General features: G+C 61.7%; 17 protein-coding genes. 7 read left to right on the top strand and 10 right to left on the bottom strand.

Annotated elements, in window-relative coordinates:
- Positions 1–10: 10 nt before the first annotated feature.
- Positions 11–2,359 carry a hypothetical protein gene (locus tag ACWV8V_RS13445; protein WP_455899953.1) on the bottom strand — a complete coding sequence of 783 codons (2,349 nt, stop codon included), beginning with the start codon at positions 2,357–2,359 and terminating at the stop codon, positions 11–13.
- 701 nt (positions 2,360–3,060) lie between these two features.
- On the opposite strand from ACWV8V_RS13445, the gene ACWV8V_RS13450 reads away from it, so the two are divergent.
- From ACWV8V_RS13450 to ACWV8V_RS13460, 3 genes are all read left to right on the top strand, one after another.
- Positions 3,061–3,729, top strand: a complete 669-nt coding sequence (locus ACWV8V_RS13450) for a helix-turn-helix domain-containing protein (protein ID WP_455899954.1) — start codon at positions 3,061–3,063, stop codon at positions 3,727–3,729.
- Between the two features lie 49 nt (positions 3,730–3,778).
- Positions 3,779–4,306: a hypothetical protein gene (locus ACWV8V_RS13455; protein ID WP_455899955.1), complete on the top strand. Its 528-nt coding sequence runs from the start codon at positions 3,779–3,781 to the stop codon at positions 4,304–4,306.
- Positions 4,307–4,713: 407 nt separating this feature from the next.
- Complete coding sequence (locus ACWV8V_RS13460; RefSeq protein ID WP_455900125.1) at positions 4,714–4,833, top strand: TetR family transcriptional regulator; 120 nt, start codon at positions 4,714–4,716, stop codon at positions 4,831–4,833.
- Positions 4,834–5,818: 985 nt separating this feature from the next.
- On the opposite strand, the gene ACWV8V_RS13465 is transcribed toward ACWV8V_RS13460, so the two are convergent.
- From ACWV8V_RS13465 to ACWV8V_RS13475, 3 genes are read right to left on the bottom strand one after another with little or no spacing between them, the layout of a single operon-like run.
- A complete protein-coding gene (locus tag ACWV8V_RS13465; RefSeq protein ID WP_455899956.1) occupies positions 5,819–6,736 on the bottom strand; it encodes a TniQ family protein in 918 nt (305 codons plus the stop codon).
- Entirely contained in the window at positions 6,726–7,766 is a 1,041-nt protein-coding gene (locus ACWV8V_RS13470) for an ATP-binding protein (protein WP_455899957.1), read from the bottom strand. Before ACWV8V_RS13470 ends, ACWV8V_RS13465 begins: the two co-directional genes overlap by 11 nt.
- A complete protein-coding gene (locus ACWV8V_RS13475; protein ID WP_455899958.1) occupies positions 7,766–10,153 on the bottom strand; it encodes a TnsA endonuclease N-terminal domain-containing protein in 2,388 nt (795 codons plus the stop codon). Before ACWV8V_RS13475 ends, ACWV8V_RS13470 begins: the two co-directional genes overlap by 1 nt.
- Positions 10,154–11,308: 1,155 nt before the next feature.
- On the opposite strand from ACWV8V_RS13475, the gene ACWV8V_RS13480 reads away from it, so the two are divergent.
- On the top strand, positions 11,309–17,104 hold the full coding sequence (locus tag ACWV8V_RS13480) for an autotransporter domain-containing protein (protein WP_455899959.1): 5,796 nt from the start codon (positions 11,309–11,311) through the stop codon (positions 17,102–17,104).
- A gap of 51 nt (positions 17,105–17,155) precedes the next feature.
- Here the strand turns inward: ACWV8V_RS13480 and ACWV8V_RS13485 are convergent, their stop codons facing one another.
- Positions 17,156–17,887, bottom strand: coding sequence for a putative quinol monooxygenase (locus ACWV8V_RS13485; RefSeq protein WP_455899960.1), 732 nt, complete (start codon positions 17,885–17,887; stop codon positions 17,156–17,158).
- 20 nt (positions 17,888–17,907) lie between these two features.
- Positions 17,908–18,762 carry a carboxymuconolactone decarboxylase family protein gene (locus ACWV8V_RS13490; RefSeq protein WP_455899961.1) on the bottom strand — a complete coding sequence of 285 codons (855 nt, stop codon included), beginning with the start codon at positions 18,760–18,762 and terminating at the stop codon, positions 17,908–17,910.
- Positions 18,763–18,838: 76 nt separating this feature from the next.
- Here ACWV8V_RS13490 and ACWV8V_RS13495 point away from each other — a divergent pair, with 76 nt between their 5' ends.
- Both ACWV8V_RS13495 and ACWV8V_RS13500 read left to right on the top strand, forming a co-directional pair.
- Positions 18,839–19,759 (top strand): LysR family transcriptional regulator, encoded by a 921-nt coding sequence (locus ACWV8V_RS13495; protein WP_259259624.1) that lies wholly within the window; start codon positions 18,839–18,841, stop codon positions 19,757–19,759.
- 47 nt (positions 19,760–19,806) lie between these two features.
- A complete protein-coding gene (locus tag ACWV8V_RS13500; protein ID WP_455899962.1) occupies positions 19,807–21,141 on the top strand; it encodes an MFS transporter in 1,335 nt (444 codons plus the stop codon).
- On the opposite strand, the gene ACWV8V_RS13505 is transcribed toward ACWV8V_RS13500, so the two are convergent.
- Entirely contained in the window at positions 21,136–22,032 is an 897-nt protein-coding gene (locus tag ACWV8V_RS13505) for a LysR family transcriptional regulator (RefSeq protein ID WP_455899963.1), read from the bottom strand. The genes ACWV8V_RS13500 and ACWV8V_RS13505 overlap by 6 nt on opposite strands.
- A gap of 165 nt (positions 22,033–22,197) precedes the next feature.
- Here ACWV8V_RS13505 and ACWV8V_RS13510 point away from each other — a divergent pair, with 165 nt between their 5' ends.
- Entirely contained in the window at positions 22,198–23,232 is a 1,035-nt protein-coding gene (locus ACWV8V_RS13510) for an alpha/beta hydrolase (protein WP_455899964.1), read from the top strand.
- A 76-nt stretch (positions 23,233–23,308) separates the two neighbouring features.
- Here the strand turns inward: ACWV8V_RS13510 and ACWV8V_RS13515 are convergent, their stop codons facing one another.
- The 3 genes from ACWV8V_RS13515 to ACWV8V_RS13525 all read right to left on the bottom strand — a co-directional run bounded on the left by ACWV8V_RS13515 (position 23,309) and on the right by ACWV8V_RS13525 (position 25,733).
- Positions 23,309–23,755: a nuclear transport factor 2 family protein gene (locus tag ACWV8V_RS13515; RefSeq protein ID WP_346467731.1), complete on the bottom strand. Its 447-nt coding sequence runs from the start codon at positions 23,753–23,755 to the stop codon at positions 23,309–23,311.
- 25 nt (positions 23,756–23,780) lie between these two features.
- Positions 23,781–24,626: a type 1 glutamine amidotransferase domain-containing protein gene (locus ACWV8V_RS13520; RefSeq protein WP_455899965.1), complete on the bottom strand. Its 846-nt coding sequence runs from the start codon at positions 24,624–24,626 to the stop codon at positions 23,781–23,783.
- Between the two features lie 90 nt (positions 24,627–24,716).
- Positions 24,717–25,733, bottom strand: coding sequence for an AraC family transcriptional regulator (locus tag ACWV8V_RS13525; RefSeq protein ID WP_259258905.1), 1,017 nt, complete (start codon positions 25,731–25,733; stop codon positions 24,717–24,719).
- Between the last annotated feature and the right edge of the window lie 20 nt (positions 25,734–25,753).

Here is a 25,753-nt window from a genome sequence, read left to right on the forward strand (position 1 = left end):
CGCCATGTGACTACTCCAGAGTCAACTTCGTTACAGGCTTCTCAAACGCAGCGCTGCCCCAGCCGGTGAGGACATCGTTGAGCGCCTCCCACAGCAAGCTCGGTGGCAGCTGTCGGATTCGTGCGAATCGTGTGTCCCACCCCTGAGCGATCGCCCGCTCACCATTGCCACGGAGTAGATTAATTATCCTAGTGGCGACCTGGGTTCGACCTGGTCTATAGAGCGCCTGATAATCCAAGGTCTCTCGCATCGTCTTATGCGCGAGGTAGTAGCACTGTGCAATTGCAAGCTGCTCGAGTTGCACCCGGAACAGGCTCCGTGCTTCGTCCATATTCGGGGCGGGAAGATCTCGATTGACGACGAGATATTCGAGGTATGTCACCAACTCTTCCACCCCTAGGTCTCGAGCAAGCACTGGCGCATGGTCCCGCCAGGAATGCGGCCACTTTTCGATGGGGAGGTCGCGTATTGATCGCTGCAGCGCCAGGGTATTCGATGATATGCGCCAGACAACGTGCGTGAGGTACGCCGTCAGCTGCCCATCGGCTGTCAGCTTCACCGTGCCCGCAGGAGTGGACGGGTCAATCGCGACGACTCCTTTCTTCAGAAGTCCGAACAATGTCCCAATGAACTTGTTGGTCGGCTCAAAGCTCTGTGCAGAGGCGGACAACGGTGTCAGCGTCCAATTCACGTGATCGAGGGGGCAGGCCCGCAGCAGCGCAATCAATGTTGCGGCCTCAAGCAGACTGAGTTCCTCGGGCGAGACCCGAGTTGACTCCGGCTGTGGATAGCGCACGAGCACTCTGGCCACCCGGCTCTCAAGTGAATCCGCGTCCTGAACAAGCTCCAGCATCTGGCGCGCAATCTCCGAATCTGCGCGTTCCAGCGACAGCGTTGCCAAGTCCGCCAGCAGGCTCTCGGCACCTTCCACGTCTGCGAGGCCTGAGCCCCATTGTTCCAGCAAGGCCTGCCCACTAGCGATGGGGTTATCGCGCAGCCAAGCGAGAGCTCCGCCAAAGACTGCCAGTGGCTGCTCTAGGCTCTCAACGTCGACACTCAGAAAGTCCAGAAAGCCGGGAGGATCAGGACTTTGGGCAGCCTTGGTGTCTGCGGCACGCTCAGCGAGCTGGGCAAGCACGGCTCCGGCTTGGTGAGAATCAGATGCAAGGTGAGCATGAGCGTCAAAGATTGCCCGGCATATCCACCACGGCATTTCTGTAGTTGAAGTAACACAAAGCAGTTCAACCTGACATGGCTCAGGGGAGCCATGTAGCACCGAGTCGGCTGCGGCAATCAGAGCCCAGCGCTTGCTTTCCTCATTGCTGAGGCGAATTTGGACATCTCTCCAGCGGGACATGAAATCAAAGCCGAAGTGTCCAAATCGTAAGATGCCGATCAAAGACGGTGTGGATATCCAAGGGCTCCAAGCATCGAGACCCTCCCCATCATGCCCGTGCGCATCCCATGCTTTATCCATCAATGTGGTTGCAGCGCATTTCAGTTGATCGATCTGCGCCGTCTCAAGCGCAATCTGCAGCTCAAATCTGGAAGTCATTGTTGCATCACGGCCGCCGGGGACCCGGGGTACGGCGCGCTGAAATGACGCGAGACAGTCGATGGCCTTCTGGTAGGCATCGTTTTGGCCTGCGCGCGCCCTGTACAGCAGGACCATGGCGCGCATCTCTGCCAAGCTGCCTAAGTTTGCTTCGCCGGGTTGTTCGTCCCGCCCCACAAGACGCGATAGCTCTTCAATAACAAGGTCTGCATCATCCCAGTGCTCTAGGCGCATCGCGTGGACGAATGCTTCGTGGAAAACTTCTTCGTGACGGGCCCCTGACAAGGTTCGCATCATGTCCTGGAGGACATGCGGGTCGACGTGTGCAAGGACGCGCTGCTTGCCTGCGACGATAGCGTGTGGCCAAGACCAATTGGGGTAGATCAGACGGGCCCTGGAAGCTTGCGACAAGGCATCGTCGTGGTAAATGCCAAGAACGCTGAAGAATGCGTTGAAGGCAAGCCTGGGAGGCCGATCGTCCAAAAGCGCCGATCTCAGCAACGCCTCAACGCGAGACCGGCGAGCAGCCATGCTTCGCATGCGGGGCTCGTCACCGAGTCCGCGCATGCGTTGACCAGAGTTGCCACCGAGTACCCAGGCAAGTAGCGCCTTAGCCTCGGGATGGTCACCTACATTTGACTCGTTCAGCAATGCTTCCGCTGCGTCGTCCTGGCCTTGCATCCCTAGGCAGAATCCAAGTTTCGCACGCTCAGAGGGGCTGCTGCTGGCTACTTCTGTGTACAAGGCGATCGCCAGCGTGTAGTCCTCGCAGAGCAACGCACGATCTGCCTGATTCAATTCCAACGCAGGGCTTTCTGTGGCTGTTCGCGCAGCCAGAAGCTCTGATAGTAGAGGGGGTGAGCACGATCTTTTCGAACGGTCTGACATCTGGGCCACTATCTGCGACGCTGTTTGCAGTGAACGGAGCATAAGACAAGTCAGCCTTTGCAGAACAGGTGGACGCAGTAGCGCGCGTGTGGATCGCCGGGGGGCTTTGGCTCGATCCATCATCTCAAACCCCATGAGCCAAAGACGGCTGCAGCTGGATTAGTGATGCCACGGGATAGACTTGAATGCACTGACCCGGCGGAGCTGCAGTCGAGTTTTGGGCCCTGATCTGGCCAGGATTTGGCCGTTCGTGGCGAGGCACAGTTCCAGTACTGGCGCAATGCGGCAATAGGAAGACTCATGGCGCCGCCGTTGGGGCAGCAGCATCAGTGCGGCTGGGTCAATCTACCCAAGACCTAGGCAGGCGCAGGGGACGAGTGTCTTGAGGTGCGTGAAGGTGGGTAGTTTAACGGCCTCACCTGTGGGTAGGAATGTCGACCCACGTGGATGTCAAAACCATCCACAGAAGTACCGATAAATCGAATCACCCCAATCCGGGAAGCAGACCAATCACCTATATTCTGGTGGGTAGAGGGATCTCCCCACCCCTCATGGCGAATACCATTGATCCGGCTGTGGCTGTGGCCTAACGTTGCTCCACGCAAACGGTGACTGATATGACCACTCCGAAGAAAAAGACCAAGAAGGCGCTGGCTGCGCCTGAATCGACGAACAAGAAGAAGGCGGCTAGCCTGGCCCCATCGGCCGATGCCAAAGAAAAGAAGAACATCCCGTCGCATGAAGCGATTTGGGGGAAAGCGGTGATTGGCTATGGTTATGCCGCAATCCCGTCGATCTTCCTGCAGTCGCAGAAGCGACTGGGCTTGAACTGTACCCAGGCAATGATCTGCATCCAGCTGTTGGGGTACTGGCACTTTAAGGATCGCCGGCCGTTTCCTGCCAAGAGGGAATTGGCCGAGAGGATGAATCTGTCAGAAAAAACTATTCAGACGAATATTGCGGCATTGGAGAGGTTTGGGTACATCCAGCGCGTAATGCGCAAGACGGGCGCCGGTGACCACACCAGCAACATCTACAACTTGGACGGGCTAATCACCAAGGTGCGTGCGCTGGAGCCTGAGTACACCAAGGCGCGTAAGGACAACAGGGAGCGCAATGATGCTCTGCAGAGGAGGGGCGGGCCGAATGCGGAGAAGGCCAGCGTCGCTCTCAAGGGCACTACGACCTCTACAGGCGCCAAGTCCACCAGACCTACAAGCAGCAAGAAAGTCGCGAAGTCTGACAGAGCTACGAAGTCCACCAAGGCAATCAAAGGCAAGGCATGAGCCAGCCCAGTCCATCTCAGCATATGGCAAAGGATTAGAGAGCGCGCGTATGGCAACTCATAGCAAAAACGTGGTGTGGGTTGACCATGCCCAGGACGGCATCACCTACTCGATGAAGCACCTGCACCCCGCTTACACCACTTTCAAGGCCGACGCCCGTGAGGATCGGCCGGCGCTAAGCATCGTGGTCCGGGTGGAGTACTCCCATCATTGCTTTTCCCAAGACCCCGATAAGGTGGAGGGTTTCGATCCACAGCACCTTTATCACTGGGCGGCTCGGCCCAAAGATCCTCGCGTGTTCTGTCCGTTACGCTGGCAGGCCAGCAAGGAGCTGCCGCGGCTGATCCAACACTTGGACGAGCGCAACTGCTACCCGACGCGCAGGGAGAACTACTTTGCCGTCAAACGGGATTATCCGTCTGGGCACTACGTGATGTACTTCCGGGCAGAGCGGCGATTCACTGGCGGTGCCGATGTGAGACTCTTCGTCGAGAGCGCTTATCACCGCGAGGATCTGGACGCGACCATCGCCAAGGCAGAGAAGACCAGCATCATCGACATCCTGATCAAGTCCTAGAAAACAAAATGCCCGCTTGAGGCGGGCATTTGTCAGAGCGATGAAGCGGGCCGGAATCTCTTAACCACTCTGGGTGGGACCACTTTCGTGGCGGCCAATGCCCCTCTAACCGGTTCGGGACATCCGTGAGGCATATCCTAATCCCCATGAAGGTGGCATGTGTTAATTCATCATCAACACATTGTTCCACCAGTGGTGGTAAATGGCTGCCAAGCCTCTCATTGGGGCCGATTATAGCAAAATTACCGGCCAGCAAGGCATTGCGACCAAGGGCCCGCCCGAAGGGAGGCTTGGACTGCTCTGGACCGAATGGACCAGAATAGGCACTCGGACGGTCTGTCTCCACTGCCTGGCTGCCAATGACCCGCCCCCGGGAGTTTCGTGCCCAACTAGCGCTTCCGCAGGCTATGCAGGCCTTCTGGAGCAAGGGGTATGAGCCCAGCTCCATGGCGGATCCGCTGCTTGCTATCGGGCTGAGCACGAGCAGCCTGTATGACACCTTTGGCGGCAAGCGCGAGTTGTTCTAAGCCTCCTTTGAGCTGCACCGGCAGGAGCGCGGCTCCAGACCGTATGCAGCAGGTTCGCGATGAACAGCGTGAGTAAGATTCGTCGGATGGCAACACTGGGCGCGCGCCTGCTTCTGGTCCCGCCTCTGATCGTGGAGGCAGAGGTCAACGATGGAACGTTGGTGCCAGTACTGAGGGACTGACCTGGCTCATCACAATCTATGCGATGACCGAAACACGCCTGCTACTGGCGGAGACCCCGCAGTTCATCGAGTTCCTGTAGGACCGCTTCCGCAAGCTTGTCGCACTAAGCGAGCCCTGATCGGGGCAGCCGGATGGGGACGAGTATCACTCAGTCAAAAGGTAGTCTTATCTGACCACCACCGTAGGGTTGAAGGCACCAGCTACTGGGGGCAATCGCAGGCCAATGAAGCATTCCATGTAACGGCTTCTAATGATCGGTCGGCCAGATATCAGCTCTTGGCCGAAAGCAGCCCTTGGCGCGAAGCAGTCAGTGAGTGGCTGAGTGGCGGGGGAGCGGCTGCTATGCGAAGGGTGCTACACCCATGATGTCTGGAGAGAGCATCAGTCCCTGTTGTTCTGGCGATGAGCAAGCCAAACCGCTGCCGCCGTAAGCGAGACAATTAAGAGCACGATTACGCCGGCAACGATGCTCATCTGTTGAAAGAGCGTCAGGTTGTTCATCATCTGGTCGCCTGAATGGGTAGTGGGAAACATGACGCGATGTCGGAGTGAGGCAGCGATTGACACTGCTCTAAGGGATGTTACTAGCGCGAAAATCACGTATTTTCCTTAGTTGAAAGTCTACCGTTGGACGTCTCAAAGACGCAACGTTGCAGCTGGTGTGGCTGCAAGTTGCGGGCCGCATGGCTGCATTGCCAGGGTGCTATCTGTCGCGTGAGTTCTGGGAAGACTACTGCGAGCACGCGAAGATGATTGCCTACACAACCTTGGGTCACTCACCCAGGTTGAGCATGAGGTTGAATCAGAACGAAGGCAGAGCACGCTCGGGGAGAAAGAAGTCTCTCGTGTGAGGACTCCATGGATGTAGGAGGCTATCGATCGGGAGTCCGAGGCGAGCTGACGTTCGTCTGACCATGGAGAGGGTTGGCGGCTGCTCTCGACGTAGGTATGTCATGAACTCATGACGTGGCAGCCCTTCGAACCGGTAGCGCTCTCTTTTCTCAAGCCAGACGTAGCAGACGAGTCGATGGATGAAGCTCTTGATCGCTCCCACTTGATAGTCACCAGTCCGGAACATTGAGCTATCGACTAGTTCGACTAGATCCAGCGCGTACTCCTCATGGGCAACTGCTACGCGCGCAGAAGGATGAACCTGATCAAAGCGTGTCCCGCAGGCGCGACATGAATCAGCATACGCTGGGCCCCCAAGCGGCCTCGCGCTGCACTCTAAGCACCGACTGGTGAGCCCCATTCGGTGGACGTGGCAGGCTTTGACGGCTGAGAAGGACCACACAAGCTTGTGGTGAACCGGGACGCCCTCTAAAGACTGATCGGCGACGCACCCAGGACACCATTTGCTGAACCGGGAATAGCAATTCACGGTCCGACTTAGCGCTTTGGATAGGAACATGAAGGTTGAGTTCTTCAGAGAAATCTCGCACTCCGATGCCATTGTTGTGAGAAGCGGAACGACCGAGTGTTCCACTGGGCGCGGTCTGTCCAGCTGCGGGCCTACCACTGCCGTTATCCTGTCTCCAGGACGAAGCTCCGAGTGTCGGCCTGCCCTTCTTGCAATCACCTCGAAGAGGTAGGAAGGAGTGACACTGTGTAGACGTGCAAGCCGGAGCACGTATGAGTGCAGTGCCTCGACATCGCCAGTGTTCTTTCCGATGATTTCCAAAGGAAGTAGGCGTGGAGTGGTCTCGTCATCAGATCTCATTGCGGCGTGTTTTCCTCTTGAATGGAGCTGGTTTCTTGCTCGCTCGCACTGCTAATGTCGGCGCTGCTTCGGGCATGGCGATCTCCCTATTTGTTGAAAAGTGGAGTTCGCCACGCCGAATCTCAGAGTTAACGGCGGCAAGCGCTGAGCTAAGCTGCCTGGTCCGAGCCCAATCACCCTGTCCGGGTATCGAGCGGCCTTCAGATCGGCAGGAAGCTAGGGCATTCCGGATCCATCGTGAAAGCGCACCTATGCAGCCCCATGAGCCGTCATGAAGTTCCTCGATGTACTCGTCCATTGCATGCGCGTCTTCATGGATGAGGCTCGAGTAGTGGCGCACTATCCTTGACCATTCGACCATGTCCCTCTCTGACTCCCGGTAGCGGGGGAATTCGATGGTTTGAGATCGGCCGATCAGATGAGGAGCCAAGTTGACCGCGGTCAGAAGATCGTAGGAACCCACGAGAACAAGGCGAACTCCTGTCCTGGCGGCCAGCACCTTGAATGAATCCAAGATGGCACCGGCGGACCTCTCCCCACCTTTCGCGTTCATCACATGGTGGGCTTCGTCTATGACCAGGAACTGCGTACGCCTCGCCACGAGGCATCTCTCGAACGCCGAACGCATCGCACCCTCTGTGGTTCGGCTAAGAAAAGAGTCGCCGAGTCGACCCTCACGTGCAGCGACGTCGGTGCTCAACAGCGGATGGCGGATCGAGTTCAGGCAAGCGCTTAGGAAAGCCTTCGTTGAGAAGGCCCCTGCTGTTGAATCGTTTCCAGCCGGGACGTAAACAGAGTGCATATGATCCTGCTCATCAGGGGTCTGCTTGGAGTGGGCTCCAAAGACTTGTCGGCTAACACTAGACTTGCCAACCCTGGGCGGTCCGACAAGAATCACTACCTCCTCGGTCAACACTGCGGTCCGAGCTGCTTCCAGATAGCGTCGTGTCTCATCGTAGATTCTGTGTCCAAGACGCTTCGCGATGACGAGGTCAATCTGCTCGGCCAGAGATTTCTCTTGCTCAGCCACTACCAATCCTCGACGGACATTGGCTCAGTGCTAATCGCCTTGAAGCTTCCAAGAGGTGGGGGACAGCTAGTCGGACGATCTGTCGCCAGTTGAGGTTCTTTGGGCTCTCTCGCAGGGGGTGCTTTACGAGACATCTCGCGTCTTTCAATCTCGGTAATGAGCTGCCTATCGGAGTCAGCCTTCATCAACTCTCTCAGTGATGAACCATCTCTCGCCCACACCGCATACGCCATCGCTTCGGCATGTGATTGCTGCCCTGCTTGGAGCGCAGCGTATGCTTTGCAAACAACCCACTGATTGTCGAGCAGTGCATAGAGGATTCGTGGGTCCTGGCCGTCGATCCGAGTAGGCACGCTTCTCCCCGCAAAAGCTGCGAGGGCGTCGTGCCACATGTGAAGGTCGCCAGCATGGATTCCGGTGTTTCCCGAGACCTTCAAGGGCTTCTGATTCAATGCAGTCTTTACCAAGAAAGTGAGATCGACCTGAGCTTTTATCCCGCTAAACGGAAATTGTCGTAGCCCACTTAGCATCTTTGCCTCAGGGCATTCGCTGCTGTCGCCTGCTGGACGCCTCCCGACCCACTCACTGAATGCTTCCATCTCGTGCCAAAGATCTACCAAACTAAGCTCTGCCTTGGCCGACGGTTGTTGGTGTGAGGATATGGATCGAGAGAAGCGTATCGTCTTGATGCTTCCTGGAAGGAGGTCTAGCCAGAACGTTTTCGCTTTGCCGAAGAACCGCTCGACCTCACCCCCGTACCTTCCGTTTCCAGGTGGCCGAAACATGATCGTGATGTTCAGCTGCGCCGCCATTATCGAGTAGTGAACAGATGTGAAGTCTGATCCGTTGTCGCTGATGATGGTTTCGGGAAGACGTCCGTGCCTGCGTGCACAGTCGCGCAGCACTTGTGAGCTAGTGCCTTTATTGGGTGCTCGTAGTGACATCCCGAATGCGAGGACACATTGGGTGTGGCAGTCGATGAGGACCGTGATCCACGGACGCGCGGTGTAAGTCTTGCCGTTGGCTCTCCCGACTACCACTTCGATGTCTGCTAGATAGTGGTCACATTGAGCGAGCTCGAAGGGGCGCATGGCTTTCAGCGCTCTCACTTCTACCGAGGATGGCGATGACGTTGAATTCGCTAGGCGTTTGCCACCTCTGGATTCAGCCGTTTCCTGTTCAAGCTCGGCAATGATCTTCCGGGCCGTTGTCTTTCCGACAGGACGGTAAGCCGGATGGTGAAGTTCCGCGTGAACCTGGTAGCGGCGGTACACCGAAAGCGGACCAGGGTTACTATCTCCTTCTAGGCAACGCTTGAGTTCCTCGCGAGCAAACTGCAGAACTGACGCTGGCCGCTTGAGTGTCCTGTTTCCGCTTGATGCGTAACGGGGTGTCAACGCCGCGATTGCAGATTTTCCCTGTGATTCGCCATCTGCACGTCGAAGTCGGAGCCGTCTTGCGTGCTCCTTCTCACTTCGTGTGCGGATCTCGCCCTTAAGGAAGTTCAGATTTGCGAGTCCCCTCACTAGGTGCGAGCTGCTTGGTACAAGGTCTCTGCTCACCGTATCTTCGCTAGAAGGAACTACGTGCCTTGAGCGCTCGATCTCCTCGACTAGCTCAGTGCTCAAAAGCTCTGGTGACGCTGCGAGCAAACAAGTGGAGGGACTGCTTAGCGAGTGTTTGGAGAGATCGGCAAAGATCCTTCCATCCGCAACAAGTCGCAATAGTGATGTGCAATCTTGAGTGTTCATCTTCTGCAAGACCTCGGACATCGTCACCACTCTTCTCTGAAGAACGTGGGCGAGGGCAGCCCGCTCTGTTGCGGGATCTGCCTCTGCCAACTCGACCATACGGAGCGTGAGAAGATTCTGGGTAAATTGCTTGCAAATCCTGCTGGATGGGATGACTACATGGCGGATGCCGATCGACGCGAAGAGGTCTCGAGCGGCCAGGTCAACATAGTTGTTGTCACATTTCGTCCAGGAAAGGCTGGTCTTCACCAACTCTTCCAGCTTGGAGCTTTCCTTGACCTGTACGATGAGTAGCCCTGTCTTGCCCAGCACAATGAAGTCAGGCGTGTAGGGATACGGGCGTTTCCCCTTCGGGGTATCACGCAGGAGCTCCACCCTTGGAGGCTGCTCGTAATAGGCTATGACGTCTTTGTCGCGCTCTAGCTCTACGGCGTAACCGTATTCATGGCCACTCTCCAGATTCATCGTGCAGCCCATCTTGAACGACGGAAACTCCACGAGAAAGGATGGCCGATTCGGGGCGGTACCAATGTTCCGGCCTACTCCGATGCTCGATCTCTCGACATACTCGGCCGCGGCAGATGTCAGCTGATGATTAGCTGCATAAGCCTTCCGGTCTTCTTCAGTGAACTTCATAACACCCCCGCCCACAGCAGCTAGCTGTAAGGGTTCTTGGGATCAGGCACGGTGAAGCAGGCCCGTGGGAGACGAGACTTGCGGCCTGATGCGTTGGGGGCTAAAGTTGGACCAGCTTCGCGAGAAGTGCTGTTCCCAGAAATGCCTCGGTTGCTGCCGGGGCATTTCCTTTTTTAGCCAATGATTTTTCAGTGGCTATGTCATTGCTTGGTCTCCTCGGTCGCTGTCTCCTCTGCTGCGGGATGACTGGCGCCAAGACTCTCCACCCATGACGCAACGTCAGCCGAGGTGGCGAAGAGACCCTTTCGACCCGGAATGCTGAAGAGTGCTATTGGTAACGCATCCCTTCTGCGTGCCTTCATCAGCGCATCTTTGCTCTTAAACCTGAGCACGCGCGCGACTTCTTCTGAGGTAAGAAGAGCGCCGTAGCGTGTGAGAAGGTCTTGTCGTAGCGCCGAAATAGCGGCCATGGGAGGCGTAGGGCTTGGGTCAGGTAGGCCTACAGTAAGGCGCGCGCTTTCTGTTCGCAAGCAGCTGATATTAAAGAAAAAAAATAATCAATTGTCCGGGCAAATTGGAAGGATTGCAGCTGGTTGGTTTTGATGCACGATCCGGTTTAATTGATTCGGTTGGGATGCTCACAGGCGCTCTGACTTAGGCGCCCGGCACCTTCGAGGCCCTTCGAGTTGGTCCTAGGTAAAGACCGGCCACCATCTATGATGGCCGGTCTGCCACCAACTATGCTGAGCCGCACAGCAGCCTGCGCGGCCTCGGGCGCCGCTGCGCAGACACGTGGGGCTGGTTAGCCACGCATTCCCCCAGACAGCATCGGCACGACGCTACAGGTTCAGGCAACGTGGCCGATATCTCCGCATGGCGCGCAAAGCGCGTGCCCGATCGGCCGGTGGGATGGCCGGCTCGGCGACCGCTGTGTAGTTCGTGGCGGTCACGGGTGGAACAAAGATTGCAGCGCGTGACCTGCCTGGAAGGAACCGGGCAGCGGTAGGGGAAGGATCACAACTATCCAGGCGGGCAATCGCTCTTGGGGGACTCCCGGGGCGGTTGTGCTGTTTTCGGCCTTTCCGCGGAAAGGCACTACAAGGCAACAAGGGGTGTCGTGTGTCGTTGATCGTGTCTGCCTGCCGGGCCGCTGGTGTGTGTCCCAAATCCCAACAGCGTCGCACTCTGCGTCGCCTCACCCTGTTCGCCGCAGCGTTCTGCGGCTTTGCTGCAACCGCGCCTGCGATGGCGGCGCTGTCCAGTGGCTGCCAGGCGATTCAAAACTACTGGGGGAACGGCATCACGGTCAGCGGCGGTATTGACGATTATCAAGCGGACTATCAGGTCGCCCAAGGCGAGCGAATCCACTACACAGTGACGTCCTCGGGCAGTACCAATGCGACCGCTGGAGCGGGAGGCGGTGGCTTCACCCTATGGCAGGGAAACAATGTTACCGACGTGGGTGAAAACTACGCGGCGCAGAACAATGAGTTGAATCTCAACGCCACGCACACCGTGCCAGCCGATTTCAGCGACTACCAGGTGTACCTGTGGTCGGGCACGGGCGGCGGCACTTTCACCGCAACGGTGACCTGCCAGGCGCCGGCACCCCCGACCATCAGCGACGCACGCATCAGCATCAGTGGCGGGACCGGTACCGGCGGCGCATACAAGATCGGCGATATCCTCACCGCGACGTGGAACAACAGCGCGAGCGGCGACAACAATGCCGGCGTGAGCGCGGTGACCGTCGACTTCAGCCAGTTCGGCGGTGGTTCGGCCATCGTAGCCATCAACAGCGCCGGCATCTGGACGGCGACGTACACCCTCACGGCCGGTTTCATCGATGCCGCCAACCGCAACGTCAGCGTGACCGCGACCAATGGCGGTGGCAGCACCACCCGTGCCGACACCACCAATGCCACGGTGGACACCATCGCCCCGACGTTGACCAATGCGAACATCAACATCAGCGGTGCGTCGGGAACTGGTGGTGCCTACAAACTCGGCGACACCGTCACTGCCGTCTGGAACAACATGGCGGGCGGGGATAACAACAGCGATACGATCAGCACGGTCAGCGTGAACTTCAGCCAGTTCGGTGGCGGCGCCGCTGTCACCGCCGTCAACAGCAGCGGCGTCTGGATGGCAACCTATACGATCGTCGGTGGCGCCATCAATGGTGTGATCAACCGGAATGTCACCGTAACCGCGACGGACAATGCCGGCAACACCACTACCACGGCCGATACCAGCAACGCGACGGTCGACAACCGCATTGCTTCGGTCAACAGCAGCGCACCGATGGGTTCCCCTGCCGCAAGCGACGCGGCGATGGCATTCACGGTGACCTTCGATGAAACGGTATCGAATGTGTCCACGGACGATTTCACACTCGTCGGCACGGGCAGTGCCAGCGGCACTATCGTGAGTGTGTCGGCAAGTTCCGGAACATCGGTCAACGTCAATGTTGGCAGCATCACCGGCTCGGGCACGCTCAAGGTGAATCTCAACGGCGCGACGGACATTGCCGATGCAGCGGGCAACACCGGTGTTGCTGCTTATTCTTCGGGTGTGACCCACACCGTGGCAATGCCTGCCGCACCCGGTGCTCCGGTCATCGGCGCAGCAACGCCTGGCGATGCCCAGGTATCCGTGGCATTCACCGCGCCGGCCGATGATGGCGGCTCGGCGATCACCGGCTATCTGGTGACCGCGAGCCCGGGCGGTACCACCGCCGGTGGCAACGGATCCACCACGTCACCGATCGTGGTCACAGGCCTCACCAACGGCACCACCTACACGTTCGACGTGAAGGCGATCAACGCAACTGGCACTGGCGCAGCCTCCGGCGCGACCAACGCGGTGACACCGAAGGGCAACCAGTCCATCACGTTCGGCAATCCGGGCACTCAGACCATGGGCACCTCGCCATCGCTCTCGGCGACGGCAACTTCGGGACTCGTTCCTGTGTTCAGTTCGTCCACTGGCGGGGTGTGCACGGTCAGCTCGGGGGGCACGCTGACCTTCGTCAGTGCCGGCGTGTGCACGATCGATGCCGATCAGGCGGGTAGTCCCGCATGGAATGCGGCTACCACGGTGACGCAGACCTTCACCGTCAATGCGGTGGTGCCAGGTGCGCCGACCATCGGCACGGCCACCGCCGGCAACACCCAGGCCACGGTCACGTTCACGTCACCGTCCTTTACGGGTGGCAGCGCCATCACCGTGTACACGGTGACAGCCAACCCGGGCGGGGTCACTGCGACCGGCGCCGGCTCACCAGTCACCTTGACCGGCTTGACCAACGGCGTGGCGTACACCTTCACCGTCACCGCGAGCAACGCAGCGGGAACAGGTGACGCATCGGCGGCGTCCAACAGTGTGATGCCTGCATCGCCGCAGACCATCACCTTCAACAACCCCGGCACGCAGAACTTCGGCACCACGCCGACGCTGACCGCCACCTCCAGCGCTGGCGCCGGCTATCCGGTCAGCTTCGTATCCGCCACCACCGGAGTTTGTACGATCACGTCCGGCGGCGCGCTGACGTTCCTTTCCGCAGGCACCTGCACCATCAACGCCGACCAAGGCGGCGATGGCCGCTATCTGGCTGCGCCCCAGGCAGGTCAGTCATTCACTGTCGCTCCGGTTGTGCCGGGCGCCCCTCCCGCTCCGTCGGCCACTGCCGGTGATACCCAGGTCAGCATCGCGTTCGTGCCGCCTGTGTTCACCGGCGGCGCCAGCATCACCGGCTACACGGTCACCGTCAGTCCGGCCGATGTCGCCCCTGTGAATGGAGCGAGCTCGCCAATGGTGGTTACCGGGTTGACCAACGGGGTCGCGTATACCTTTACGGTCACGGCAGACAATGCCGCCGGCGCGGGTCCGTCCTCGACGGCGTCCAGCGCGCTAACCCCCAAGGCCGCGCAGCTCATCACGTTCAACAACCCGGGAACGCAGAACTTCGGCACAACGCCGACCTTGACCGCCACGGCGGATTCCGGACTGACCCCGACGTTCACTTCGTCCACGACCGGGGTGTGCACGATTACTACCGGCGGCATGCTGACCTTCGTGGGTGCAGGTACCTGCACCCTGCATGCCGACCAGGCCGGCAATGGCAGCTATCTGCCGGCGGCCCAGGTCACCCGAACGTTTACGGTCAATGCAGTTGTCCCCTCCGCGCCGGACATCGGCACCGCGACGGTCATCGGCGCCGGCCAGGTAAGCGTGACATTCACCGCACCCGGCAACACTGGAGGCGCGCCGGTCAGTGGATACACCGCCACCGCGATGCCTGGCGGTGCCACCGTCGCGGGGAGCGGCTCGCCGCTGAGTTTCAACGGCCTGACGCCGGGTGTCACTTACACCTTCACCGTGACCGCCACCAACAGCACCGGTACGGGTTCGGCTTCAGCGGCCTCCAATGCAGTTACACCGGCCCCGGCCCTGGTTGCAGGTCCTGCCACGGCCACCGTTGCCTACGGTGCGGTGGCAACCACGATCACGCTGCCGATCACAGGTACACCGACCGCTGTCGCGGTGGTCACCGCCCCCAGCCATGGCACGGCGACGGTCAACGGCATGGATATCGAGTACGTGCCGGCCATGGGCTATGCAGGTCCGGACAGCTTCACCTACCGCGCCAGCGATGCCTACACCACCTCCGCAGCGGCTGCGGTAGATATCACGGTGTCCGCACCGACGCTGTCGCTGGACCCTGCTTCGCTGGCGTCCATCACGGCCAGCAATGCCTACCGTCACGTCCTGTCGGCCAGCGGCGGTACCGGTCCGTACGTTTATGCGGTTTCCGGTGGCGCGTTGCCGGCCGGCGTGCAGTTGTCGCCCGGCGGCGAGCTGTTCGGTACCCCCAACGGAGCAGGCTCCTTCAGCTTTACGGTGTTGGTGACGGACAGCAGCACCGGCACGGGTCCGTTCACCGCGAGCCGCAGCTATACCCTAGTGGTGGATGCGCCGACCCTGATGCTGGACCAGCCGCAGCTGCCGCCCGCCGATGGCGGGCAGGACTATCGGCAGCGCCTGACCGCCAGTGGCGGGACAGCACCCTACCGCTTTGCGCTGCGGTCTGGCAGCCTGCCGCCAGGGCTGCTGCTCGCCGAATCCGGGGACATCTCCGGTGAAGCTACGTCCGCCGGTACCTTCGATTTCGACGTGGAAGTGACCGACGCCAATGGCTTCAGCGGTCAGCGGAGTTACCGGTTCGTGGTGGCGGCGGCCGTACAGACCATCACCGGCTTCACCGCAACACCGGCAGATCCCGTCTATAGCGTGGGCGGCAGCTTCCGTGTCGCCGCCACCGGCGGTGACTCCGGCAATCCCATCGTGTTTGCCAGCACGACCCCTTCGGTGTGCGCTGTGCAGAGCGACACGGTGACGATGGTATCGGCCGGTCGCTGCGTGCTGACCGCCAATCAGGCCGGCGACGCATTGCGTGCCGCCGCAACCCAGCTGCAGCTGGAGGTGAACATCAGCATGGCCACCCCGGTGATCACCTGGCAGGACGATCTGAACAAGGTGTATGGCGAATCGGACTTCGAGCTGGCCGCGCCGCAGAGCACCAGCCCCGGTGTGTTCACCTTCAGCAGCTCCAACACCGCCGTCGCCACGGTCAACGGCCGCAGGGTGACCGTGATGGGTGAGGGCAGTACAGTGCTGACCGCGACACAGGCGGCAAGCGGCAGTTACGCAGCGGCGTCGATCGAGCTCCGGCTGGTCGTGGCGGCGCGTCCTGATCCGACTGCCGATGCGCAGGTTGTCGGCACCCTGCAGGCGCAGGCCGATGCCAGCATCCGCTTTGCCCAGGTGCAGCAGGGCAACATCCGCGACCGCCTGCGCCAGGTGCGGGTCGGCAGCAATGCCTCCAGCTTCAACATCGCCCTGGCCTACGCAGGCGGCCTTGGTGTGCCGGGTATCTCGGTACCGCTGAACCGAGCAGCCGACAGCATGGTCAACGGTCTTCCGCGCCTGCCCGAGGGCTGGGGTGCATGGGCAGCCGGTACGGCGACCTTCGGCAAGGCCGGGCGCGGCAGCGGTGGATTCGACTTCAACACCGGCGGAATCACGGTTGGTGCGGATCGGGCCATCGGCGAGAACGTGCTGCTGGGACTTGCAGGCAGCTGGGGGCGACAGGACACCGACTTCAACAAGAGTCCGTCCAGCACCGATGCGGACCAGCGTTCGCTGGCCGTCTACGGCCTGTGGCGCGCGGGCCAACACGTGTTCTTCGACGGCATGCTGGCCAGCGGTCGGCTGGATTTCGATGTCAATCGCTGGAATGAGTTGGTCGGCGCGTCGGCGCATGGCTCACGCCAGGGCGACCAGTGGTTCGGCTCACTTACGTTTGGTTACGAACATCGCAGTGCCCGCGGCACCACGCTGACCAGCTATGGCCGCTACGATGGGCACCGCGCGAGACTGGATGGCTATCGCGAGCATGGTCTGGATGCGTTCGATCTGAGCTACGGTCGTCAGGACATCGACAACAGCAGTGTCGCGCTGGGCATCGAGGGCAACCATGCCTTCCAGGGCAAGCGCGTCAGCTGGCGTCCGCATTGGAACGTGGAGTATCGCAAGGCGCTGGAGAACCGCAGCGAAGCCACGATGAACTATGTGCAGCGCCCGAACGCGAGCGATTACGTCCTGGCGATGCGCAGCTACAACGACGATGCCTTGTCGATCGGTGCTGGCGTGGATCTGCAGCTGGACAGCGGCTGGATGTTCTCGCTGCTGCTCGGTCACGAGCAGGGTCGCAACAGCCTGCGCAGCAACAGCATCGGCGTGCAGGTGCGGTTTGGCGGGCAAGGCGGCGGCGGAGTGTCGCAGGTGGATGCCGATGGCAGGGGGGCGCGTGAGTGCGCGCAGCAGCGTCATCGCGACGCCACCTCGCATTGTGGCGATCCCCTGGCTGGGGTGCGCGGAGAGCGTTGATCCTTCCGGCGGGCCATTGAGTTTCCGGGCACGTATGACAGCGTGCCCGCTTCAGGGCATGTCGGTCGCATCGAACAACATGCCACCACGGCTTTTCAGTGCGATGGTGCTCACCTCGCTGTGCCCCTTGTCCACCAGCATCTGCGCGGTCCGCTGCAGATAGTCCTTGAAGTGGGGCGTTTGCCGGTGGGTGTCATAGGCAGCGGCATCGGCGTAGATCTCAAAGAAGATCCACTGCTCCGGGTGATCCCGTCGTGTAACGGCATACATCGCCAGGACGCCGGGTTCGATCCGCATGGACTCGCGCATCTCCGCCGTGACGATCCGGGTGAATGCCGGTATATCCGCGGGTTTGACCGTCACATCGACCATCCGGACTTCCGGCGTGTTGCCGCGCTGCATGACCGAGAGACGGTCCGGCTTTTCGGCAAGAAACACCGGTGTTGTTTCGGTCAGCTTCTTGTCGGCAACGAGCGGCTGCGTGGCGCGCAGAAAATCGGCGTAATGCGCGGTCGCAAGATGCGTCTTCATCGCGTCCGCATCCGCGTAGATTTCGAAGACGTACGCCACGCCCGGCCGCTGGCGATCAGTGACGGCGTGCATCGCCAGAACACCCGGCTCCGTCTGCAGGGAGGCGTCCAAGTTGCGCCGGCCGGCAGCATCGAACGCCTCCTGTCGGCCAGGGTCGGCATGCAGCTCGAACAAACGCACGATGGGCTGCGCGCCGACCTCGGTGCTCCCCAGTATTAGTGACGTCAGCATCAGTGCCTTCCAGCCGGTCATGGCCATCTCCTGTGCAAGGTTCAATTTGCGAGCGTGTGGCGCCGCGCCTGGTCCGCGCGATCGGCGGTCTCGGCACTGACCACGTCGCGCAGCACCGCCACGACGTGCTCCAGCTGCGCCTCGCTGAGCGCCACGTTCCGGCTGATGCGCATGTGCGCCTGCACCTGCGACTCGGTCCCTGTCATGGCCGACAGCGCGGCCACGGTGGCGAGCTCGCGATCACCCCAGTCGAGGTTGTCGCGCGCAAAGATCGCGCCGAACAGATGTTCCTTGAGGTAGCGGTCGATTTGCGGGGAGAACGCGAACAACGGGCCTGCGACCGGCTGACCCGACAACCGGGTCTGGTTGGCGGTGCCGACGGCCAGCGTCTGGTCCGGCGCGGGCAGCGCGGTCGGTGCCTTCCCCTGCGCATCGTGGACGCCCTGTGCCTTGCGGTCTTCCACCACCGTCATGAAGGTGCCCAGCGCATTCAATGCGCGCGGAAAGCCTGCATAGGCGTAGAGCTGACCCAGGATTTCCTTGATCTCATTGATCGTCAGCCCGGCGTCCAGCGCGGCGCGCAGGGCCGGTTCGAGGCGGTGAAGATCACCGGCCGCCGTGAAAGCGGCGATTGGCAGGATGGCCTGTTGGCGTGCGGAGAGAGCCGACTGGGTGTTCATGTGGATATCCGTGGTGTGGGCGGGGGCCGGGTGCTGCGCCAGCAGGGGCAGGGCCATGCCAAACAGAAGTGCCGCAGCGGCAGCCCGCAGGGTGGCGCGGTGGATGAGTCGGCCGTGCATCCGATGATGCGATCGGGCAGCGACAGCGAAGGTGGGCAAAGTCGGGGTGGTCATCGTGCGCTCCTGCTGCGATGGCCCAACGTGGGGCGCACCCATGGTGCCGCACCGTTTTAGGTGGATAAACCTGCAGGTCGCGAATAGAGTTATAAAAACGGCTTATCAATGGGCGACGATGCGGCGCGACCACTACAACGACCTGCGCGCCCTGATGGCGGTGGCCCAGGAGCGCAGCTTCACCCGCGCGGCCGCGCGGATGGGGGTGTCGCAGGCTGCGCTGAGCTATACCGTGCGGGTGCTGGAGCAGCGGCTGGGGATCCGCTTGCTGACCCGCACTACGCGCAGCGTGACACCGACCGAAGCCGGTGAACGGCTGCTGGCGCAGATCGGGCCGCACTTCGCCAGCATCGACAGCGCTATCGACGACCTGAGTGAACTGCGCGATCGGCCCAGCGGCACCTTGCGCATCAACAGCAGCGATCCTGCCAGCGAACAGGTGGTCTGGCCCAAGCTGCAGCCTCTGCTGGATACCTACGCGGACATCCGGGTGGAGATCACCGACCAGTCCAATCTGGCCGACATCGTCGCGGAGGGGTTCGATGCGGGCATACGCCTGGGCGAGCAGGTGGCCAAGGGCATGATCGCGGTACCGGTCACGCCGCCGCTCAGGATGGCCGTTGTCGGTGCGCCGGACTACTTCAAGCGGTGCGGGGTGCCGCGTACGCCCCAGGACCTGACCGTACATGACTGCATCAACATGCGACTGCTGACCCAGGGTGGGCTGTATGCGTGGGAGTTCGAAAAGGACGGCCGCAGCGTGAACGTGCAGGTGGAGGGGCGGCTGACGTTGAGCAGTGTGCGCCTGATCGTCCAGGCGGCACTGGAGGGCCGCGGCCTGGCCTGCGTGCCGGACCTGATCGTGGCCGATGCATTGGCGGACAAGCGGCTGATGCGGGCGATGCAGGATTGGTGCCCGCCCTTTCCCGGTTTCCATCTCTACTACCCAAGCCGGCGCCAGAACTCGCCGGCGTTCGCGCTGCTGGTCGAAGCGCTTCGATGGCGCGGTGATGACGCACTGCTGAGAAAACCTCAGTAGTCCATGAACCCGGGGGCGGCTTATCAGTCCCCGCTGCGTGGGCCACCATGGCGCCCACTGAAAGCACGTCCGGGTTCTGTCGCGCGTCGTCCGCGCTGCCCAACGCCACGTCCCTGTCTCGTCCCTGCGCACTGTGCAGGGCGGCAACGCCATTCCTGTTCCAGAGAGTGCTCCCCATGCCCCCTGTCGCCACCTCCCTCCCCGCGCAGAGCGACGCGCCTCGCGCTGCCGCCGCGCCGGCGCACTGGGCCGGCATCTTCGCCATGACCCTGTGCGTGTTCTGCCTGGTCGCCTCGGAATTCATGCCGGTCAGTCTGTTGACGCCCATCGCCACCTCGCTCGGCGTTACCGAAGGATGGGCCGGCTATGGGATCGCCATCTCCGGTGCCTTCGCCGTCATCACCAGCCTGTGCATCGCCCGCATCGCAGGTGACCTCGACCGCAAGACACTGCTTCTGCTGCTCACCGTGCTGATGGGCATCTCCGGTGTCATCGTCAGCCTCGCCCCCAGCTATCCGGTCTACATGATCGGGCGCGCGCTGATCGGTGTGGTCATCGGCGGCTTCTGGTCGATGTCGGCCGCGATCGCGATACGGGTGGTGCCGGCCGCGAGCGTGCCCAAGGCACTCGCCGTCTTCAATGGCGGCAATGCGCTGGCGACGGTCGTGGCAGCCCCGTTGGGCAGCTACCTCGGCGGCATCATCGGCTGGCGCGGCGCCTTTCTGTGCCTGTTGCCGATCGCCGTGATCGCACTGGTGTGGCAATGGATCAGTCTTCCTGCACTGAAACCGGCGCGTCGCCAGGCGACCGGCAGCATCTTCGCTGTTCTCCGGCGCCCGCTCGTGCTGCGTGGGATGGCCGCCGTCGGGGTGTTCTTCAGCGGTCAGTTCATGCTGTTCACCTACCTGCGCCCGTTCCTTGAAACGGTGACCCAGGTCAGCGTGGGCACGCTGTCGATGCTGCTGCTCGCGCTGGGGGTGGCCGGCTTCATCGGCACCGTGCTCATAGGGAGCTGCATCAGGAAGAGCGTGTACCTGCCGCTGATGATCATCCCATTGGTCATGGCGGCCATCGCGGTGGGGCTCACCGTCTTCGGTCACTCCAGCCGCATGGCCTTCGTGCTTCTCGCTGCCTGGGGCCTGGTGGCCACCGCGGCACCGGTCGCCTGGTGGGCATGGCTGGCCCGGTCCATGCCCGATGATGCCGAGGCCGGTGGCGGGCTGATGGTGGCGGTCGTGCAGCTCTCCATCGCGCTGGGTTCCACGGTGGGCGGGCTGCTTTTCGACGGCAGTGGCTACCGCGCGACCTTCATCGTCAGCGCGGCGGTGCTGCTTGTCGGTTCGCTGTTGGCTGCACTTGCCGCGCGCACCCGCACGTCATAGTGCTGGATGGCGCAGCGCGTTGATGAGGGCGGCAAACGCAGGCGATCCCTGCCGGCGGTTGGGGTAGTAGAGGTGGTAGCCGGAAAACAGCGGGCACCACTCGTCCAGCACCTGCACCAGCTGGCCGCTGGCGAGGTAGGGCGCGGCAAGATCCTCGGTCACATACGCCAGTCCAATGCCATCCACGGCGGCATTGATGACATGGAACATGCTGTTGAACACCAGCTGCCCCTCTCCCTTGACGCTGAATTCCTTGCCGTCCTTTTCGAACTCCCATGCATAGATGCTGCCTGCGGGCCGGTGACGGATGTTGACGCAGGGCAACCCTGTGATCTCGTACGGCGTACGGGGTTTGGGATGGCGCTGGAAGTACGCAGGCGAGCCCACCACCACCAGCCGCCAGTCCGGACCAATGCGGACGGCGATCATGTCGTTGCTCAGTGCCTCGCCCAGCCGGATGCCCGCGTCGAAGCGTTCCTCGACCACGTTGGTGAATCCGTAGTCCACATAGAACTCCAGCGTGATGTCCGGGTACGCGGCCAGGAACGTCGCCAGCCTTGGCCGGATCACCATCTCGATGGCATCGTCGCTGCAGGTGATGCGAAGAGTGCCGGCAGGGCGGTCACGGAGCTCGCCAAGCGCATCCACACTCTCGCCGATGGCGTCGAAATGCGGGCCGATCGAGCGCATCAGCCGCTCGCCCGCTTCGGTGGGCGCGACATTGCGCGTGGTCCGGGCCAGCAGCCGGACGCCCAGGCGCGCTTCGAGCTGTTTCAGGGTGTGGCTCAGCGCCGATGCAGAGACCCCGAGCCGTGCCGCGGCCTTGGTAAAGCTCTGCTCCCTGGCGACGGCCAGAAACGCCTGCAGATCGTTGGTTTTCAGGACAGCCATTGCTGATTCCGCATCAGGAGTCGGGCGCGATGCCCACAGTAACACCGCGATTTGTGAGCAGAGCTCAGTACGCCTTCCGCATTCCCCCGGCTAATCACGGTGGTTGCGGAGGGCTACCGTGGGTCCGGCCTACCAACGCCCCGCATTTCTCGCTGAGTACCTCTCATGAAACGACTTGCCCTGCTGCTGGCGCTGGCCGCCAGTTCCTTCACGACCCTGGGAGCCCCCATGCCAACCGGTGCAGACAATTTCTACAAAAGTGACACGGTCACCGTTGAACGGGTGACCTTCAAGAACCAGTACCACATGGAGGTGGTGGGGAATCTCGTCCGGCCCAAGGCGGCATCGAACGCCACCGCGTCGGCGGCGGTGATCGTCGGCCACCCGATGGGGGCGGTCAAAGAGCAGAGCTCCATGCTGTATGCGCAGAAGCTGGCCGAGCAGGGCTTTGTGACCCTGGCGATCGATCTGCCCTTCTGGGGAGAGAGCGACGGCGAGCCGCGCAATCTGGTCGCCCCGGAGATGTACAGCGAAGCCTTCAGTGCCGCAGTGGATTACCTGGGGACCCGCGACTTCATCGACCGCACGCGGATCGGCGTGCTCGGGATCTGTGGCAGCGGCAGTTTCGCCATCAGTGCGGCCAAGATGGATCCCAGGCTGCGCGCCATTGCCACGGTCAGCATGTATGACATGGGCGACGTGACGCGCAACGGTCTGGGCCAGTCGGTGTCGCTGGAACAGCGCAAGGCGATGTTGGCCAAGGCGGCCGAGCAGCGCTACACCGAGTTCAGCACCGGCAAGGGAATCTTCCTCGACTATCTTCCCACCCAGCTGCCCGCCGATGCCGATCCCGTGACCCGCGAGTTCTGGGCGTTCTACCGTACCCCGCGTGGTATCGCCATTCCCAAGGGGCGCACGCTGGAGACCACGCAGAACCGCATGCTGACCAGCGAAGTCCGCTTCGTGAACTTCTACCCATTCAATGACATCGAGACGATCTCGCCACGCCCGATGCTGTTCATCGCCGGCAGCGAGGCCCACTCGCTGGAGTTCAGCCAGAAGGCCTACGCGCTGGCCGGGCAGCCCAAAGAGCTGTATCTCGTCCCGGGTGCAGGACATGTGGATCTTTATGACCGTGTTGATCGGATTCCGTTCGACAGACTCACCCGGTTCTTCGCAGCCAACCTGAGCGCCGACTGAGCCCAGGCAGGATGCAGGCGCGCATCGCTTCCGGGTAGCTCCCGGAAGCGATGGCGTCCCGTCTGCCAGATCCGGCTCAGGGTTTGATCTGGCCGGTCCAGGACTTGCTCATGATCTTCCACTGGCCATCGGTCTTGAGCAGAACCACGTAGTCCACGCCGTCCCAGCCGGGGTAATCCAGCATCACGCGGACGGCCGCCAGATTGGTGGCGATGTCCACGATTTCATAGCGGCGCTTGCGCTGGGCCTCGTTGGCCGCCGGCTTGCCGTTGAAGCCCTCGGCGAACTGTTCCCCGGTCCGCATCTGCAGCGCGCTGCCACGGGCTTCGGAGTAGCCGATCATCACGCCGTCTGCCCGGAAGACGTCCTTGGCCAACGTGTTGTCGGCAGTGATGTAGGCGCGCATGAAGGTCTGCATGACCTTGTCCACCGCCTCACGATCGGTGCTCTGCGCCATGGCCGAGGTGGGGAGCAGCAGGAACAGGCTGGCGGCAAGGCCGACGGATCGAATCGATACTTTCATGGTGTTTCCTCAGGGGTGTGGGAGATCAGGGTTGAGTGGCTGCCTGGTTGGACGCCTGCACGGTGTGGATGCGAAGCGCCTCGACCACGGCCTGCGCCACCGGCGTGGCAGAGGCGTAGTTCTGCCCGGTCACCAGCCGGCCATCGACTTCGACATGCGGGTCATCGCTTTCCACCGTCCGGAAGGCACCGCCGCGGGACACGACGGTCTGGCGGATCAGGAACGGGAACTGGTTGAAGTACGGCGCATCCTGGCGCTCGTGCTCTTCGGGGTAGCCGCTGATGCGCTTGCCCGAGACCAGGTACTGGCCACCGGCAAGCTGGAGATTCACGATGCCGGCCGTCCCGTGGCAGACAGCGGAGATCACCCCGCCGTTGCCCTCGTAGACCTGCATGGCAATGCGCTGCAGCGCCACGTTCTCGGCGACCCCGTACATGGCATTGCTGCCGCCCACGTAGTACACCGCCCGGTACTGCGTGGGATCGATCTGTGCCGGGGTGACGGTGCCGCGCAGCCCGCGCATGATCCGGGCATCGTCCAGACGGTGCGCCACGTCGTCGCTGACGTAGTCATCGAGAATCGGTACGGCGCCGCCGTCGGGCGATACGAAGTCCACCGCGTAGCCGGCGGCATGGAAGACATCCCAGGCATGCACCACCTCGCCAAAGCTGACGCTGGCCGGGAGCGTGGAGGTCCCATGCACCTTGGCGCTGGCGATGATGAACAGGATGCGGTCCTGCTGGCCGCTGGCGGGCTGCCCCATGGCCGCGGGAACCGGGGTCCGCGGCGCAGCGTCGGTGGTGCAGGTACCGCCCAGCCAGACGCTGAGCAGGAGCAATACGAAGGTGGCGAGGGTACGTAACGTCTGCATGGCGCTGACTCGCAGGAAGGAGCCAGCACCCTATCCAATCGCTTTCAAATCAATGTATTGCAGCGTCTTCCCGGAGTGCGGAAATCGATTCTAGGAGTGTGTGGCGGCCGTGCGGTAGGCCGCCGGGGTGACGCCCTCGCACTTCTTGAATGCGCTGTAGAAGGTCGACATGGACTGGAAGCCCGCTTCCTGCGCCACGATATCCAGCGGCTTGGGAGGCTGCTGTTGCAGGATCGCCTTGGCTTCGATCACCCGCAGCTGGGTGAGGTACTGCTTGAACGAGGTCTGGTTGTTGTCGTTGAGCAGCTGCGACAGCCGGGTCTGGGGCATGCCAAGCCGGCGGGCGAGGCGGGGCAGGGTCAGGGCAGGGTCCAGATGCAACCGCTCGCGCGCCATCAGCTCGGCCAGGGCCTGCAGTTGAACGGCGGCGTCGGACTCGGGGATCCGACGGTCCTGATAGGGCTCGATCGTTGCCCGGCCCGCGCGCAGGCGGAGCCCGACCAGAACGCTTACCGCGAGAACGAACGTGAAGGACAGCGCGCCGACGATATAGGACGTGTATCCCGCCGTGTAGTACGCGATCCAGATGATCCAGATGCCCGCCAGCGCGCCGAGCAGCAGCGTGGCGGACGGCGAGGACCGCAGCCGGGCGCGGTGGCGATACACCTGCACGGTGGTGAGCAGCAGATAGCCCAGCCAGGCATAGTTGATGCCCGGCGTGATGACGTACCGCCACAGTTCGATGTTGCGGGTGTAGGGCAGCAGGACATTCACCGCCACGGCAAGCACCAGCAGCGCGGCGAGGTGCCACCGGCCGTTCGTGTCCGTCCCCCCAGTTTCCCGTTGGCTGGAGCGCACCAGAAAGTAGAGGCAGGGGCCGATCAGGAAACAGGCGGTCAGCCCGAGCTGGAGAACGACCAGCGGAATATCCGGCCAGAAGTGGAAGGCCACGGATTTTCCCGTTCGCACACCCACCATCAGGATCAGCAGTGAGAGCCAGCGCTGCGTGGGCTCACCCTTGGCGCGCCACCACAATACCGACGCCGCGACGATGCCATTGAAGGCGCCCAGCATGGCGAAGAAGAAGAGAAAGTGTTGGCTGAGCATTGGCGCAGTATTGAGAAAAT

The organism is Stenotrophomonas sp. Ker107b (genome assembly GCF_053847245.1).

What these genes read in the sequence shown, in the direction of transcription:
- ACWV8V_RS13450 (WP_455899954.1), top strand. Translation starts at nt 3,061, where the DNA reads ATGACCACTCCGAAGAAAAAGACCAAGAAGGCGCTGGCTGCGCCTGAA.
- ACWV8V_RS13455 (WP_455899955.1), top strand. Translation starts at nt 3,779, where the DNA reads ATGGCAACTCATAGCAAAAACGTGGTGTGGGTTGACCATGCCCAGGAC.
- ACWV8V_RS13460 (WP_455900125.1), top strand. Translation starts at nt 4,714, where the DNA reads ATGCAGGCCTTCTGGAGCAAGGGGTATGAGCCCAGCTCCATGGCGGAT.
- ACWV8V_RS13465 (WP_455899956.1), bottom strand. Translation starts at nt 6,736, where the DNA reads ATGAGATCTGATGACGAGACCACTCCACGCCTACTTCCTTTGGAAATC.
- ACWV8V_RS13475 (WP_455899958.1), bottom strand. Translation starts at nt 10,153, where the DNA reads ATGAAGTTCACTGAAGAAGACCGGAAGGCTTATGCAGCTAATCATCAG.
- ACWV8V_RS13485 (WP_455899960.1), bottom strand. Translation starts at nt 17,887, where the DNA reads ATGACCGGCTGGAAGGCACTGATGCTGACGTCACTAATACTGGGGAGC.
- ACWV8V_RS13490 (WP_455899961.1), bottom strand. Translation starts at nt 18,762, where the DNA reads ATGGGTGCGCCCCACGTTGGGCCATCGCAGCAGGAGCGCACGATGACC.
- ACWV8V_RS13495 (WP_259259624.1), top strand. Translation starts at nt 18,839, where the DNA reads ATGCGGCGCGACCACTACAACGACCTGCGCGCCCTGATGGCGGTGGCC.
- ACWV8V_RS13500 (WP_455899962.1), top strand. Translation starts at nt 19,807, where the DNA reads ATGGCGCCCACTGAAAGCACGTCCGGGTTCTGTCGCGCGTCGTCCGCG.
- ACWV8V_RS13505 (WP_455899963.1), bottom strand. Translation starts at nt 22,032, where the DNA reads ATGGCTGTCCTGAAAACCAACGATCTGCAGGCGTTTCTGGCCGTCGCC.
- ACWV8V_RS13510 (WP_455899964.1), top strand. Translation starts at nt 22,198, where the DNA reads ATGAAACGACTTGCCCTGCTGCTGGCGCTGGCCGCCAGTTCCTTCACG.
- ACWV8V_RS13515 (WP_346467731.1), bottom strand. Translation starts at nt 23,755, where the DNA reads ATGAAAGTATCGATTCGATCCGTCGGCCTTGCCGCCAGCCTGTTCCTG.
- ACWV8V_RS13520 (WP_455899965.1), bottom strand. Translation starts at nt 24,626, where the DNA reads ATGCAGACGTTACGTACCCTCGCCACCTTCGTATTGCTCCTGCTCAGC.
- ACWV8V_RS13525 (WP_259258905.1), bottom strand. Translation starts at nt 25,733, where the DNA reads ATGCTCAGCCAACACTTTCTCTTCTTCTTCGCCATGCTGGGCGCCTTC.